Here is a 15,797-nt window from a genome sequence, read left to right on the forward strand (position 1 = left end):
TTTTAAATTTTACAACTATTCACTGGTCACACGATTGACTTCTTGCAATGAAGTCACCCCCTGCATGACCTTAAGTAACCCCGAACGACGCAGATTGTTAAACCCCGATTTTGCTGACGCATCAGCAATTTGGATGGCATTACCATCCTCCATAATAATTCTAGAAATTTCTGGTGTGACTTTCATCACTTCATAAACACCAACACGTCCTTTATAACCTTCACGGCATTCAGAACAGCCTACAGGTTGATAGACCTGAAATTCTGGATTGCTCAAATCGGCTTCAGTAAAGCCCATTTCCAATAAGCTTTGTTTTGGAATATCGGAAGGAGCTTTGCAATGCGGGCATAGGCGTCGTGCCAAACGCTGTGCAATGACGAGGTTTACCGAAGTTGCGATGTTAAAGGAAGGAACGCCCATATTGCGTAAACGCGTTAAAGTTTCTGGCGCACTGTTGGTGTGGAGGGTAGATAAAACCATGTGACCTGTTTGGGCTGCTTTAATTGCAATTTCTGCAGTTTCAAGGTCACGAATCTCACCCACCATGACAATATCAGGGTCTTGACGTAAGAAAGATTTCAGAGCGGCAGCGAAGGTTAAGCCCACTTTATTGTTGACGTTAACCTGGTTGATGCCTTCTAAGTTAATTTCCACAGGGTCTTCGGCAGTGGAAATGTTGGTATCTTCTCTGTTTAAGATATTTAAGCCTGTATATAGCGATACCGTTTTACCCGAACCCGTTGGACCTGTAATCAGTAACATGCCTTGCGGTTTTTCTAAGGCTTCCATGAACAATTCTTTTTGTTCTGGTTCATAGCCCAAAGCGTCAATCCCAAGCATCGCGCTAGATGGGTCAAGAATACGCAGTACGATTTTTTCACCGAACAATGTTGGCAACGAGTTCACACGGAAGTCGATGGATTTATTTTTAGATAGTTTTAATTTAATACGACCATCTTGCGGGACACGCTTTTCAGAAATGTCCATTTGGGACATCACTTTTAAACGTGATGCCAAGCGGTTAGCTAACTGTAAGGGTGGGGTGGCAATTTGACGTAATACACCATCGACACGGTAACGCACTCGATAGGTTTTTTCATACGGTTCAAAGTGTAAGTCCGAAGCACCCATGCGAATTGCATCAATCAGTAATTTGTTGATGTATTTAACAATTGGGGATTCATCACCCTGCGGTTCATCTTCTGCAGCTTGTTCTGGTTCGCTGTTACCATCTTCAAAGTTGAGATCGAAGTCATCATCTTCAAATTCAAAAGCAGACTCACTCGCAAAGTTTTGTTCAATCAGTTTTACCAATTTATCGTGTTCGACCACAATGGCTTCAATATTCATTTTACTGTTGAAACGAATGGCATCCATTGCTTCGATATTGGTCGGGTTACTGGTCGCAACGTAAAGCAGGTGATTGCGCTTAAAAATAGGTAAAAGGTTATATTTGCTGAAAAGCTTTTCATCAATGCCTTCACGCACGATGAGCGCAGAGTCATACACGCTTAAATCAAAAATAGGTTCGCCAAACTCATTAGAAATTTTTTCAGCAATGATTAAAGGCGCGATATTTAGGTTTTGAATGAGATAGGGAACAATATCAACATTATCTTTTTGTGCGGCTTTAATGGCAGTTTGCATATTTTCAGCAGAAACGAGCCCATCTTCGACCAAACGTCGAATAAAACCTGTAAATCTAGGTGTAGCTTGTTGTACTGACATTCCCCAACGTCCTCAAAATCAAGATTGTTTATAATTGGTATCTTAAAATTATACTTTTGTTGCACAAAAATACCATATCTGAAAGTGCTGTCACCACCTAAGTATCGCCTAAAAGCATGAACCAGTTACATTAATCTGCTAAAAAAATTGTAAGTCCTGCCATGAAAAGATACTTCATGCAGCAGTTTGATGCAAAGCTTGTACAAAAAACTCAGCAGAAATGTGATTTGCGTGTAGAATGTGCGCGATTAAATGAATTGTTTTTGCAGGTTATTCTATGTCGGCTACGACGATTAAGCCTTGGGTGGTTGGCAATTGGAAGATGAATCCGATACATGCCGATGCTCAGCAACTTATTTCTGAATTTAAAACATTATTACAAGACAGCCCTGTAGAGGCTGAAAAGTGTCATTTGGGGATTGCACCTGTCACTTTGGCTTTAACTCAAATTCAAGCTGCATTGAGCGAAGCAGTACGTCCTGTCTATACCGTTGCACAAGACCTTTCCCGTATTGCGGGTTTGGGTGCATATACAGGCGAAGTCAGTGCAGAATTGCTAAAAGACAGTCAAATTGATTATGTATTGGTTGGGCATTCAGAACGTCGTGAACTTTTTGCAGACACACCAAGCATTTTGAATGAAAAAGTTAAAAATGCCTTGCAGGCAGGTTTGACAGTTATTTATTGTGTGGGTGAAAGTCTGCAACAACGTGAAAGCGGTCAGGCAGAGCAAGTTGTTTTGCAACAAATTTGTGATATTGCTGCTGTGGTTGACGCTGAGCAATGGCAACAGATAGTGATTGCGTATGAACCTATTTGGGCAATTGGTACAGGCAAGACCGCATCACCTGAAGATGCGCAAACCATGCATGCAAAAATCCGTGAAGGTTTAAGCCAAATCACCGCTTATGCGGTGACTCTACCGATTTTATATGGTGGTAGTGTAAAACCAGAAAATGCCGTAGAGTTAGCAGCCTGCCCAGACATTAATGGTGCTTTGGTCGGTGGTGCATCCTTAAATGCGGCATCGTTCCATCAAATTGCGCAAGCCTTTGCAAATACACAATAATGAGGAGTTCAGCATGCAAACATTTGTGCTGGTAGTACATATTATCTTAGCCATTTTAATGATTGGACTAATTTTGGTTCAGCATGGTAAAGGTGCAGATGCAGGTGCTTCTTTTGGTGGCGGTGGTGCGGCAACCGTATTTGGTGCGTCAGGCTCAGGTAACTTTTTAACCCGTTTAACGGCAATTTTAACAGCATTGTTTTTTGCAACCAGTTTAACTTTAGCGGTGTTTGCCAAGAAACAAACCACAGGTGCATATAGTTTGCAGACTGTACAAACGACTGCACCTGCACAGCCAGTATCGCCTGAAACTTCACCAACTGCGCCTAAAAGCGCTGAATAATTTTATTTAGCACTTTCTTTTTTCGCATGATGCGACTAGAATGCGTCACAGCTGCGGTGGTGGTGGAATTGGTAGACACGCTACCTTGAGGTGGTAGTGCTTTCGGGCGTGGGGGTTCAAGTCCCCCCTTCCGCACCAACTTATAATCCAGAAAACATAAGTTGGTGTTAAGCAGCAAATCTGTTGATGCGGGATGGAGCAGTCTGGTAGCTCGTCGGGCTCATAACCCGAAGGTCGTTGGTTCAAATCCAGCTCCCGCTACCAATCAATCCTAAGCTTATCGTGAATTAAGCGTAGGCAACTTAAATTATTTTAGGTTGAGATAAGTATTTACATGTTGTTGCGGGATGGAGCAGTCTGGTAGCTCGTCGGGCTCATAACCCGAAGGTCGTTGGTTCAAATCCAGCTCCCGCTACCAATATTTTAAAAGTGTGATTATGCTCTAATATGAGTTTTACGCTTTATACTGACTAAGGTGCAACTTAAGTCAGGCAAAAATGCTAAGTTTGATTGAAAACTTATTCATATTTGTATATAATTTTTGCACGTTGATGCGGGATGGAGCAGTCTGGTAGCTCGTCGGGCTCATAACCCGAAGGTCGTTGGTTCAAATCCAGCTCCCGCTACCAAGTTTCTAATGGTGTGGTACGTTAGTTTTAGTTGATTGAATTCAGCATAATAAACTAGCAAAGATGGTTAGATTTAGTCTAATCCCCGCAACCAAGTTTCTAAAGAGGCTCACAACTAGGTGGGCCTTTTTGCACAGTGGATATTGGTTTTACTGTGCAAGAATAGGGGCGATTACGCCCTTTTTTATTGGCTATCGTGTAGTGTCGATACAAGCCGTGCGCGGCCTAAAGTCAAAGTGTCATGTTTCACTACTACTATAGTTTGTATGAATGTGTAGTGGTCAAATAAGACCATTGAACCGCAGCAGAATGACGAGAGTAAATGAAGCTATCAAATAAAACTCAAGCACTTCAGGACTTAATTGCGCCAGCAGTGCAAGCATGTGATGTGGATCTTTGGGGAATCGAGTTTATTCCACAAGGTAAGCGTTCTTTGTTACGTATTTATATCGACAAAGCTGTCGATGAAAATGCAGAACCTGTCTTAAATGAAGATGGCGAATTAGAGCAAGGTCGTGGTATTGGTGTGCAAGATTGTGTACGTGTAACCCAGCAAGTTGGTGCAATGCTTGATGTGCATGATCCAATTTCAGGTGAATATGCACTTGAAGTATCCTCTCCGGGTTGGGATCGTCCATTTTTCCAATTAGAGCAATTGCCTGCATATATTGGGCAAACCATTGCGTTACGTTTAATCAGTGCTGTAGAAAACCGTCGTAAATTTCAAGCGAAATTGGTTGCTGTAGATCTGGAAAATGAAACCATTCAGGTCGAAGTGGAAAAACAGCAAGTATTGGAGATTGACAGTCACAATATTGATAAAGCAAACCTGATTTACCAAGATTAATCAAATTAATAAGAATCTGAACGAATAGGTGACTTATGGCACGTGAAATTCTTACCGTCGTTGAAACGGTTAGTAACGAAAAAGGTGTAAGTCGTGAGGCAATTTTTGAGGCGCTTGAACAGGCTCTTGTTGCTGCGACGAAAAAGAAATTCTACGAAGGCACAAACTCAGAAGAAGCACGTTTACGTGTGGAAATTGATCGTAAAACAGGTGACTACAGCACTTTCCGTCAGTGGGAAGTGGTGGCAGATGAAGATCATGAAATGCCTGCATGCCAAGATGCAATTTCTGATGTAGACCCTGCAAAGTGGTCAATTGGCGATATTCGCGAACTTGAAGTTGAGTCAATTGACTTCGGTCGTATTGCTGCGCAAATTGCCAAGCAAGTGATTGTGCAAAAAATTCGTGAAGCAGAACGCGCATTGGTTGCAGATGCTTATGAAGCCAAAGTAGGCGAGCTGATTTACGGTGAAGTGAAAAAGCAAACCAAAGATGGCTTTATTATTGATTTGGGCGACAATGCAGAAGCATATTTGGCGCGTGAAGAAATGATCACCAAAGAAATTTTGCGTCCTAAGCAGCGTGTGAATGCAATTTTGTACAGCGTGAACCGTGAAGGTCGTGGTGCACAATTGTTGTTGTCACGTGCCAAGCCTGAAATGCTGATTGCATTGATGAAAAAAGAAATTCCAGAAATTTCTGAAGAAATCATCGAAATTAAAGCAGCAGCGCGTCAGCCAGGTGTACGTGCAAAAATTGCAGTAAAAACCAACGACCATCGTATTGACCCTGTAGGTGCATGTATTGGTATGCGTGGTACACGTATCCAAGCGGTACAGCAAGAGTTAAATGGTGAGCGTATTGATGTTGTGGTGTGGTCTGATGATCCAGCACAATATATCGCCAGTGCTTTAGAGCCAGCCGATGTATCGGGTATTGTGATTGATGAAGAAGAACGTACTGCAGACATTATTTTCGCAACCAGCGATCAGTTGGCACGTGCAATTGGTTCACAAGGTCAAAACGTACGTTTAGCCTCTGAACTCACAGGTTACAAGCTGAACATGATGCTTGAAGAAGAGTATCACGCACGTCAGCAAAATGAAGCGCAACAATACTTGGACTTGTTTGTTTCACGTCTAGACATTGCTGAAGATTTGGCGATGGCATTGGTAGAAATGGGCTTCACTTCATTAGAAGAAATTGCGTATGTTCCTGCGGAAACATTTGACGAAATTGATTTAGATGAAGAACTTGTTGAAATGTTACAAGGCCGTGCCAAAGAAGTGGCTTTGGCAGAAGCATTGCAACAGCAAGAAAATATCCAAGATCCGAGTGAAGAACTTCTAGCAATGGAAGGCATGACACAAGAGATCGCTTATGCGCTTGCCGCTCGTGGTGTCATTACAGTTGATGATTTAGCTGACCAAGCGACTGACGATATCGAAGATATAGAAGGTTTAGGTACAGAAAAAGCGGGTCAATTGATTATGAAAGCGCGCGAATCATGGTTTAACTAGGAGGTAATATATGACGGACAAGTCGATTAAAGAGTTAGCGCTCAGTGTAGGTCGTCCAGTTGAGAAACTCCTGGAACAGGTTCGTGACGCAGGTTTACCACAGCGTAACGCTGACGATATTATTTCCACGGAACAACAAAGTACCCTAGTGAACCATTTAAAAAAGGTTCACGGTCAAGAGGGTAAAGCAGGACAAATCACGTTGAAACGTAAAACCACCAGTACCGCTAAAGTGGCAAGTACTTCGGGCAAAGCGAAAACGATTAATGTAGAAGTTCGCAAGAAGCATACATTTGTAAAGCCAGATCCTGAACAGATTAAAGCGGAAGCACTGGCAAAAGCACAGGCGGAAGCAGCTGAAAAAGCGCAAGCAGAACAGCAAGCACGTGACGTGGCAGAAAAGAGCAAAGCGAAAGCAGACGCGCCTCAAGCAGGTGCCGCAAAAGCGAAACAAGCTTTAGATGCAATGCGTGCAGCAGCCAAGCAAGAAACAGCCAAGCAAGAAGTTGCAAAAGCTGCGGTTGTGGTGAAACGTAAGTCAACCAACAAGCCAATTGTGAAGCAAGCAGTGAAAGTCACTGAAACACCTGAGCAAAAGAAAGCGCGTGAAGCGCAAGCAGCTCAGTTGAAAGCGACTGAAGAAGCAGCACGTCGTAAAGCTGCTGAAGAAGCGCAGCAACGTACGCTTGAGCAAATGCGTCAGATGGCATCTAAATACTCAAATGAAGATGCAACCGCTACCATTCGTGTGGTAGATGATTCTCCATTGGCGGCTGGTCTTGTGGGTCAGGCTTATGAAGATTCATTTGCCAAAGAAGACCGTGAAATCAAGCGTGGTACCAGCACCACCAATACACGTTCACCGAAAAAAGGTGGTCGTCGTGGTCAGGAAGAACAGTCTTTCAGCCAAAACTCACATAAACGCGGTTTGAAAACGAGCCAAGCCAACAAGCACGGCTTTGAAAAACCAGTTAAAAAACAAGTTTATGATGTTGAAATTGGTGCAACGATTGTGGTTGCGGACTTGGCTGCAAAAATGGCAGTTAAAGTACGCGAAGTTATTAAATCACTCATGAAAATGGGTGAGTTAGTTACGCAAAACCAAGCGATTGAGCAAGAAGTTGCAGCACTTGTAGTTGAGGAAATGGGCCACAACCCAGTTCTAGTATCTGATACGCAAGCTGAAGATAACTTACTTGAAGCTGCTGAAGAGGCACGTGGTGTTCAAACGACACGTCCACCAGTGGTGACCATCATGGGTCACGTTGACCATGGTAAGACATCATTACTTGACCGTATTCGTCGTGCCAAAGTGGCTGCAGGCGAAGCGGGTGGTATTACCCAGCACATTGGTGCATACCACGTACAAACCGATAAAGGCATTATCACCTTCTTAGATACACCGGGACACGCAGCGTTTACTGCAATGCGTTCACGTGGTGCGAAAGCGACAGATATCGTGGTATTGGTCGTTGCGGCAGATGATGGTGTGATGCCACAAACTGCAGAAGCCATTGACCATGCGCGTGCAGCGGGTACGCCAATTATTGTTGCCATTAACAAAATGGACAAAGAATCGGCTGATCCAGACCGCGTATTGAATGAATTGACCACCAAAGAAATCGTACCTGAACAATGGGGCGGTGACGTACCTGTTGCAATGGTTTCGGCGCATTCAGGTCAAGGTATTGATGAACTTCTTGACTTAATTTCAATTCAAGCAGAAATGATGGAATTGAAAGCATCTGAAGAAGGTGCAGCGCAAGGTGTGGTGATTGAAGCGCGTGTAGATAAAGGTCGCGGTGCAGTGACGTCAATTCTGGTACAAAACGGTACTTTGAATGTAGGTGACTTGGTACTTGCAGGTTCATCTTATGGTCGCGTACGTGCCATGACTGATGAAAACGGTAAGCGTATTAAATCTGCAGGTCCTTCAATTCCAGTTGAAATTTTAGGTTTACCTGAAGCGCCAATGGCAGGTGACGAAGTTCTTGTTGTAAATGACGAGAAGAAAGCACGTGAAGTTGCCGATGCGCGTATGGATCGTGAGCGTCAAAAACGTCTTGAGCGTCAAAGCGCAATGCGTCTTGAAAACATCATGGCATCAATGGGCAAAAAAGACGTTCCATTTGTCAATGTGGTATTGAAGACCGATGTACGAGGTACTTTGGAAGCCTTGATTGTTGCATTGGGCGAGTTGTCTACCGATGAAGTACGTGTACGTGTGATTGGTTCAGGCGTAGGTGCGATCACTGAGTCTGACGTTACGCTTGCAGAATCTTCAGAAGCTGTATTACTGGGCTTTAACGTACGTGCTGACAATACTGCGCGTCAAAAAGCCGATGCCGATGGTATTGACATTCGTTACTACAGCATCATCTATCAATTAATTGATGATGTGAAAGATGCGATGAGCGGTAAGCTTGCACCTGAACACCGTGAAACTATTTTGGGTGTTGCAGAAGTGCGTGAAGTGTTCCACTCAAGTAAGTTCGGTGCAGCTGCAGGTTGTATGGTACTTGAAGGCGTACTTCACCGTAACAAACCAATTCGCGTATTACGTGATGATGTGGTGGTATTCCAAGGTGAGCTTGAGTCACTTCGTCGTTATAAAGACGTGGTGGAAGAAGTTCGCGCAGGTATGGAATGTGGTCTTGCAGTAAAAGGCTATAAAGACATCAAACCACTTGATAAGATTGAAGTGTACGATGTTCAATTGATTAAACGGAGTCTTTAATGGCGGGTAGTCAACGTCTGAAGCGTATGGCGGATACAGTACAGCGTGAGCTGTCAGAACTGATTCGCCAAGAGCTGAAAGATCCACGCTTAGGTGGTCTTGTGACCATCTCTGCAGTGAAGGTGAGCCCAGACTTAGGATATGCGGAAGTGTACGTGACCGTCATGGGACGTGAATTAGGCGATGAGCAAAGCGAAACGGCAAATAAAGAAACCTTGGATGTGTTGAATAAAGCATCAGGCTTCTTGCGCCATGAGTTAAGCCGTCGTATTAAGACACGTATTACCCCGCGTTTGCGTTTTCACTACGATAAAACCAATGCCTATGGTAACTATATGTTTGGTTTGATTGCAGAAGCGGTAAAAGATTTACCTCCTGCAGCACCTAAGCAAGATGAAGAATAAATCAGTGATGATAAAAAATGCCACCTTCGGGTGGCATTTTTTTGTCTATCATGTTTGAGCTTTTGCAATGTAAGCAAGGTTATATCGGATACGATGCTTTTTTTAATGCCTGACTAATATTCTAGACCAAATCATCATGGGACTTTTTTTCATAACGACGTAAATTACGACGTTGGCGTTGCCACGGTAATGGACGGTCTAAGGTTTCAGGCACATTGCCACTCATCGAACGTAAACGTAAATGCAGTGCTGCCTGTGCCATTAAATTGGCAGAAACAGGCGCGGTAATAAACGCAAATAGGGTGATTAATACTTCTGCAAAGCCAAATCGTCCTTCAAATGCCGCATAAATAATGGCTGCAATTAAGAAACTGCCTAGTCCTAAAGTGCTGGATTTTGTAGGGGCATGCAGTCGCATAAATAAGTCGGGTAGGCGAACCATGCCAATGCCGCCCACCAACATGAAAAATGCGCCAATAATTAAAAAGAATGACACTAAAATTTCCATGAGTAATTGCATGTTCATTCTCCTTAATCAATCACATGACCACTGGTGAAGTAACGCGCCAGTGCTGCAGTAGACACAAAGCCTAGCATCGCCACCAATAACGCACCTTCAAATAATGAGGTACTGGTCCAATAGATACCCAGAACCACCACCAAGCAGGTCGCATTTAAAAACAAGGTATCCAAGGCCAACAGGCGGTCTACAATTGAAGGGCCAATAATCAGGCGATATAGGCACATAAACATGGACAGCGTAATCGCAACCATGCAGATTCCAAGTGCATAAGGCAGAATCATCATTGCTTTTCTCCTGACTGTGCACCAAAAATTTCAATCAGCGGTTTTTCATAACGATTTTTGATGTCTTGAATATCTACACTTTCATCTGCAGTGTTTAAGGCATGCACCAAAATATCGCCACGGTCTTGGTCAATACCTGCTGTAACCGTGCCTGGTGTGGTGGTAATGATCATCGCCAAAATACTGTTGACCTGTTCGTGTTGTGTTTCGAGAGGGACACGGAACCATTTTGGCTGCATACGGTCTGTTGGGCCAAGTACCAGTTTTGCGACACGAATATTACAAATCATAATATCCCAGACCACCACGAAGAATAAGCGAATGGCTGCAGTCCAGTTGATGTCTGGTGTACGCGCAATAAAGGGCTGGATCAGTTTGGGAATCAAGAGCGCCAAGACCAGTGCCATCAACAGATTCCCTGCAGAAACACTATGCGCCAACATCAGCCAACTCAGTGCCACCAAGACAGATACAAACGGGTGTGGCAGCAGGTTATCCCAAAACGAAGTTTTTGGTCTCGTTTTTTGCATGTTTAGGGCTCCGCAGGTTTGAGTTGAGTATCGCTAGGTTGCTGTGCTTCCTCACGATTTTGCTGTTGAATCTGACGTTGTTTATAGTCGGAAATATGCTCGCCTTCCAAGGTGTTTGGATCAATCACATAGGGAATTAAATGTGCATTGGTGTCAATTGCTTCGCCACCGTACTTGGTTTGAGGTAAGTACAATGGATCATAAGGTTGTACGCTAATCACATTTGCAGCACGGTCTTTTTTCAGAATCAGTGCTTCATAGGCCGCATTATGTTGAATCTGCTGTGCAGTATTCAGCATATATTGTTGAATTGGATTGGCAAATACCACGTACAGCACTAAACCCGTTAGGAGAAAATAAATGACACGGTCATTACGGGGCGGTGCAATCGCAGGTAGTGCCTGATATTCATAATAGGCTTCAGTTTGCGCATCATCTTCAGGTTTGGTCGCGCGCCAAAATAAAATAAAGCCGACACGGGTGAATGCAATAATACTCAGCAAGCTGACCAAGAGAATAATGCCAATAATCCAGCCTTGATGTGCCATATTGGCGGTGGCTTGCAAAATAAAGACCTTGCCCAAAAAGCCACTAAACGGTGGCAAACCTGCCATCATTAAGGCAATCATGAAGTATGTGATTGCCAGTACTTTGTGTTGCTTCATTTGCGGGGCAATATTGAAGTGATCTTTAAATGCGCCACGTTGTGAGGTAATCCAGCCACACAGCAAATAGAAAGCCGCTGCAATTAAGGTACTGTGTACTAAGTAATACAGTGCGGCTGACCATGCCTGTGTGTTCAGCATCGAAATGGCGATCAGGATCGTACCAATCGAAGACAGCACCATAAAACCGACAAAACGACGTAAGCGCTCTGCACCAATTGCGCCAATGACCCCATACAGTGAGGTAATTAGACCAATCGGCAGCAACCAGTCTTGTAGGATTTTATGGCTCAGTGCATCATCAAATACGGTTCCATTAACCCGCAAAATGGCATACACACCCACTTTGGTCATGATGGTGAATAAGGCTGCCACAGGGGTTGTCGCCACGGCATAGGTTTTAGGAAGCCAGAAACCGACAGGAAGCATAGCGGCTTTAATACCAAATACCACAAATAGCAGTAAGCCACCTGCCACCGCAATTTTATGTGCATCAGCATCGAGTAGCGGAATAAGACGTGCCACATCGGTCATGTTTAAACTGCCGACACTGCCGTAAATCATCCCCAAACCAATTAGGAACAGGGCAGAGGCCAACAGGTTGATGGTGACGTAATGAATCCCGAGTTGAAAACGTGCTTTGCCTTGACCGTGCAATAACAACACATACGAGGCGAGCAACAAGATTTCAAAAAATACGAACAGGTTAAATAAGTCGCCTGTGAGGAATGCACCGCAAAGTCCCATGAGTAGGAAATGCACCATGGTATGAAAATAGCGACCACGTTCATCCCATTTTTTGCTGGAAAACCACAGTAATGGCAAGGCAAGTGAATAAGTCAGTACCAACATGAGGGCAGACAGTTGATCTAGCACTAAAATAATGCCAAACGGGGCGGCCCATTCGCTCAAATTATAAATAATAATTTGCCCACTGCTGACTTGAATTAAATAGCTAATTGCAGTGACTAAACCGAGTGTGGCAGAAAGATAGCTAATGCCACGACGCCATGGCTGACGCCAGTCATGTGAGAGTGAACCAAAGCCCGGATTGCCTAATAGCACTAAAATAAATGCGGTAAAGGTTGGAATCAGGATGCTAAAAATAGGTGAATGCTGTAGCCAAAATTGGAGGAAATCAGTCATTATGGCTCATCCTCACGTGGGTCAAGCAGTGGATGTTCTTCTTTGGCATCGACGTGGTCTGTCCCTGTTTCATAACGGCTACGCAGCGCCAATTGCACAATAAATGCGGTGGTGGCAAAACCAATCACAATTGCGGTTAATACCAAGGCTTGTGGTAATGGGTCGGTGACTTTTGAAGCTTCAGTCAAAATTGCAGGTGCATTGAGCTGAATACGCCCCATGCTGAATAAGAAAATATTGACGGCATAACCAATCATCGCCAAGCCCAAAACCACAGGAAAGGTACGGGCACGTAAAATTAAATAGATTCCTGTCGCGACTAACATTCCAATGGCAGACGCAATTAAAAACTCAATACTAATCATTGCATTACTCCTTTGGAAGTGGGCCAGACATGCCTGAGTGACGTGAGTCGCCCAAGACAGAAATCATCAACATTACCGCACCAACCACCGTGACATACACGCCTACATCAAATAAGGCAGCCGAAGCGAGGTGCATTTCACCAATAATCGGAGGATTGACATAAATATGTGCGCTGGTGAGGAATGGACGTCCCCAGAACCATGCGGCAAGTCCTGTCAGACCTGCAATACTTAAACCCACGCCAATCCAGATTTCGTATAAACGTCCAGATTTAGCTTTGAGCATTTGTTCGGTGTGGTCTTGACCAAGCGCAATGTATTGGATGATCAACGCCATTGCGGTAATTAAGCCCGCAATAAAGCCACCGCCTGGTAAGTTATGACCGCGCAAGAAAATATACAGGCTGACCACAAGGGCGATAGGTAAAATCCATGAGGCGGTAATCCGCAGCATCAACGGTGAAGGATTAAAGCGATAGGTTAAACCTTGGGTCATGATAGTGCCGTGCGCACGCATACCATCCATTAAACACAGCGTACCAATCGCAGCAATGCCCAAGACGGTAATTTCACCAAAGGTATCGAAACCACGGAAGTCCACCAAAATGACGTTGACCACGTTGGTTCCGCCACCGAGTGGAATGGATTGCTGATTAAAGAACCATGAAATTGAATTGTGGTCGCGAGTCATAACCAGCCACGCAATCCAGCCGATACCAATGCCGCCACCAATCGCAATGAAGGCATCTCGCCAACGACGTGAACGGCTAGATTCATACGGGGTCAATTGTGGGAGCAGCGATAGACTCATCAGCAATAAAACAGTGGTGACGACATCAACCGTGATTTGAGTTTGTGCCAAGTCGGGAGCAGACAGTCCGACAAACATCATGGTGACGACCAAGCCAACTGCACCGCTGATTAAGACAGCTTTGATGCGCTCATGGTGGAACCACAGCATCATCCAGCAGGCAGAGAACAGCAATAACCATAAAACAATGGCAATCATAGGCGCATGTGTGAGTTCACGTGTGCCAGTTGTTAATCCCTGATTGAATAATGGTAGCGCGACCATGAATACCGTAAAAGCAATGATCCACACCAAATAGCTTTGCAGTGAACCATTTTCGGTTTTACGTTTGATTTTGCGTGAAACTTGTAGCAAATGTTTTAAGAATAATTCAAACAGCAGTTTGCCTTGGAATTGACCTAAATGTGGGTCGAGGTCAATTTCACGGATTTTTCCACCTTTGGCGAGCGAGAAATAGAAAATGATCCCGCCAAGCAGTGCAATAACACTCATCAGCAGGGGAAGATTAAAGCCATGCCAAATTGCCAGATGTGTGCCTTCAAACTGCGACAGTTGGGTACTGGCACGAGTCGTGCTATAGACAATATGCTCGACCAATAAGGCAGGCATCAAGCCGACTAAAATACATAAAACAGCCAATAAAGTTGCGGGTGCACGCATGCCAAACGGAGGTTCGTGAGCTTCTTTGTTTGGGACATCTTTACCAATTGGACCATCAAAGAAAACGCCGTGTACCAAACGTATTGAATAGGCCACTGCAAAAATACCCGCCAGTGTCGCAACAATTGCAGAAACCAACAGTACAGGGCCAGATAAGTTTGCTACCAGTTCAGTGAAGAACATTTCTTTGGACAAAAAGCCGTTGGTCAACGGTACGCCAGCCATAGAGGCCGCGGTAATCATAGTGAGGGTGGCGGTAAAGGGTAATAGTTGCCATAAGCCACTAAGTTTGCGTAAATCACGTGTGCCTGATTCGTGGTCGATAATTCCTGCAATCATAAACAGGGCCGCTTTAAAGGTGGCGTGGTTGATGATGTGGAAAATTGCAGCAGCTACTGCTAACGGTGAACCAATGCCGAGTAAGCACATGATCAGACCTAAATGACTGATGGTGGAATACGCCAATAAGCCTTTTAAATCTTCTTTGAAAATGGCAAAGAATGCTGCCATACACAGGGTAAATAGACCAATAAAGGTGACTAGGTTGTGATATAACGCTGCGCCTGCAAAAATTGGCAATAAGCGCGCCAGCAAGAAAATCCCTGCTTTGACCATCGTTGCCGAATGTAGATAGGCAGAAACAGGCGTGGGTGCAGCCATGGCATTGGGTAGCCAGAAGTGAAACGGAAATTGCGCACTTTTGGTAAATGCACCCAATAAAATCAGCAATAAAGTTGGTACAAATAAATGATGACTTTGAATTTGTTCAGTCATCATTAAGATTTGGTCAATTTGATAGGTGCCTGTGATTTGCGCCAATAACACAAAACCACCGAGCATGGCGAGTCCGCCCATGCCTGTAATGGTCAGTGCCATACGTGAGCCGCGTTGTGCTGCCTCGTAATTGCTCCAATAACCCACCAATAAGAAAGAGGAAATACTGGTCAGTTCCCAAAAAGTCAGCAACAAAATCAGGTTATTGGAGAGCGAAATTCCCAACATGGCAGCCATAAACAGCATGAGGAGAACATAGAGTTTACTGAGCGAGTTTTGTGGACTTAAATAATAATAGGCATAAATAAAAATGAGTGTGCCGATCCCCGTGATCAGCAAGGAGAATAATAAACCAAGCGCATCTAGACGAAAGCTTAAATCAATCCCCAACTGTGGCAGCCAAGACCATGTTTGAATGATCGTTTCGCCATTAAAGACTGCTTTTGCTTGAGTCAGGAGCAGAATAAGACTGCTCAGACTGACGCCAATCGCCCCTAAAGCCGTTACCCCGCGTGAAAATTGTTTCAGCCACGAGACAAGGGTTGTGCCCAGTACTAACGGTAACAATATAATAATCGGTAGCACACTCATATCCATTGTCGTGAATAGGTTGAAAACCTAAAGGATGAATCTTATCTTCCAAGGATTACAGGACAGCAACACACCATCCAAAAGATTCAATCTTGAAAGCCAATCAGTCGTGTCAGTAAACACGTAGTCTATTGTTTTGATGAGCGTATTGTCGCAACTTAAACTCAAAAC

At 44.2% G+C, this 15,797-nt stretch carries 13 protein-coding genes and 4 tRNA genes; 10 read left to right on the forward strand and 7 right to left on the reverse strand.

The features are described 5' to 3' along the window. Positions 1-15: 15 nt before the first annotated feature. The gene (gene pilB, locus FTV41_RS06980; RefSeq protein WP_179996326.1) at positions 16-1,728 is read right to left on the reverse strand and encodes a type IV-A pilus assembly ATPase PilB; all 1,713 of its coding nucleotides are present in this window, start codon (positions 1,726-1,728) and stop codon (positions 16-18) included. A gap of 277 nt (positions 1,729-2,005) precedes the next feature. On the opposite strand from pilB, the gene tpiA reads away from it, so the two are divergent. The 10 genes from tpiA to FTV41_RS07030 all read left to right on the forward strand — a co-directional run bounded on the left by tpiA (position 2,006) and on the right by FTV41_RS07030 (position 9,277). After that, positions 2,006-2,797, forward strand: coding sequence for a triose-phosphate isomerase (gene tpiA, locus FTV41_RS06985; protein WP_019836081.1), 792 nt, complete (start codon positions 2,006-2,008; stop codon positions 2,795-2,797). Positions 2,798-2,810: 13 nt separating this feature from the next. Next, positions 2,811-3,140 carry a preprotein translocase subunit SecG gene (gene secG / locus FTV41_RS06990; RefSeq protein ID WP_004975868.1) on the forward strand — a complete coding sequence of 110 codons (330 nt, stop codon included), beginning with the start codon at positions 2,811-2,813 and terminating at the stop codon, positions 3,138-3,140. A 53-nt stretch (positions 3,141-3,193) separates the two neighbouring features. Beyond that, positions 3,194-3,278, forward strand: a tRNA-Leu gene (locus FTV41_RS06995). Positions 3,279-3,327: 49 nt separating this feature from the next. After that, a tRNA-Met gene (locus FTV41_RS07000) sits at positions 3,328-3,404 on the forward strand. A 77-nt stretch (positions 3,405-3,481) separates the two neighbouring features. Continuing rightward, positions 3,482-3,558 (forward strand) — tRNA-Met (locus FTV41_RS07005). A 134-nt stretch (positions 3,559-3,692) separates the two neighbouring features. Further along, positions 3,693-3,769, forward strand: a tRNA-Met gene (locus FTV41_RS07010). Positions 3,770-4,091: 322 nt separating this feature from the next. Then, positions 4,092-4,616 (forward strand): ribosome maturation factor RimP, encoded by a 525-nt coding sequence (gene rimP, locus FTV41_RS07015; protein WP_004975871.1) that lies wholly within the window; start codon positions 4,092-4,094, stop codon positions 4,614-4,616. Positions 4,617-4,651: 35 nt separating this feature from the next. Then, positions 4,652-6,136, forward strand: coding sequence for a transcription termination factor NusA (gene nusA / locus FTV41_RS07020; RefSeq protein ID WP_179996327.1), 1,485 nt, complete (start codon positions 4,652-4,654; stop codon positions 6,134-6,136). 10 nt (positions 6,137-6,146) lie between these two features. Continuing rightward, positions 6,147-8,873 (forward strand): translation initiation factor IF-2, encoded by a 2,727-nt coding sequence (gene infB / locus FTV41_RS07025; protein ID WP_178866000.1) that lies wholly within the window; start codon positions 6,147-6,149, stop codon positions 8,871-8,873. Next, positions 8,873-9,277 (forward strand): ribosome-binding factor A, encoded by a 405-nt coding sequence (locus FTV41_RS07030; RefSeq protein ID WP_004975876.1) that lies wholly within the window; start codon positions 8,873-8,875, stop codon positions 9,275-9,277. Before infB ends, FTV41_RS07030 begins: the two co-directional genes overlap by 1 nt. 121 nt (positions 9,278-9,398) lie before the next feature. On the opposite strand, the gene FTV41_RS07035 is transcribed toward FTV41_RS07030, so the two are convergent. The 6 genes from FTV41_RS07035 to FTV41_RS07060 are packed head-to-tail and all read right to left on the reverse strand — an operon-like array spanning position 9,399 to position 15,632. Beyond that, entirely contained in the window at positions 9,399-9,797 is a 399-nt protein-coding gene (locus tag FTV41_RS07035; protein WP_004975877.1) for a Na+/H+ antiporter subunit G, read from the reverse strand. Positions 9,798-9,808: 11 nt separating this feature from the next. Further along, a complete protein-coding gene (locus FTV41_RS07040; RefSeq protein WP_004975880.1) occupies positions 9,809-10,084 on the reverse strand; it encodes a monovalent cation/H+ antiporter subunit F in 276 nt (91 codons plus the stop codon). Further along, entirely contained in the window at positions 10,081-10,614 is a 534-nt protein-coding gene (locus tag FTV41_RS07045; protein ID WP_004975882.1) for a Na+/H+ antiporter subunit E, read from the reverse strand. Before FTV41_RS07045 ends, FTV41_RS07040 begins: the two co-directional genes overlap by 4 nt. Positions 10,615-10,616: 2 nt before the next feature. Next, positions 10,617-12,425, reverse strand: coding sequence for a monovalent cation/H+ antiporter subunit D (locus FTV41_RS07050; RefSeq protein ID WP_179989699.1), 1,809 nt, complete (start codon positions 12,423-12,425; stop codon positions 10,617-10,619). Further along, positions 12,425-12,790, reverse strand: coding sequence for a Na+/H+ antiporter subunit C (locus tag FTV41_RS07055; RefSeq protein WP_004975886.1), 366 nt, complete (start codon positions 12,788-12,790; stop codon positions 12,425-12,427). Before FTV41_RS07055 ends, FTV41_RS07050 begins: the two co-directional genes overlap by 1 nt. Positions 12,791-12,794: 4 nt before the next feature. After that, a complete protein-coding gene (locus FTV41_RS07060) occupies positions 12,795-15,632 on the reverse strand; it encodes a monovalent cation/H+ antiporter subunit A (RefSeq protein ID WP_179996328.1) in 2,838 nt (945 codons plus the stop codon). Between the last annotated feature and the right edge of the window lie 165 nt (positions 15,633-15,797).

It is taken from the genome of Acinetobacter sp. YH16051, assembly GCF_013417135.1.
Classification (GTDB): domain Bacteria; phylum Pseudomonadota; class Gammaproteobacteria; order Pseudomonadales; family Moraxellaceae; genus Acinetobacter; species Acinetobacter towneri.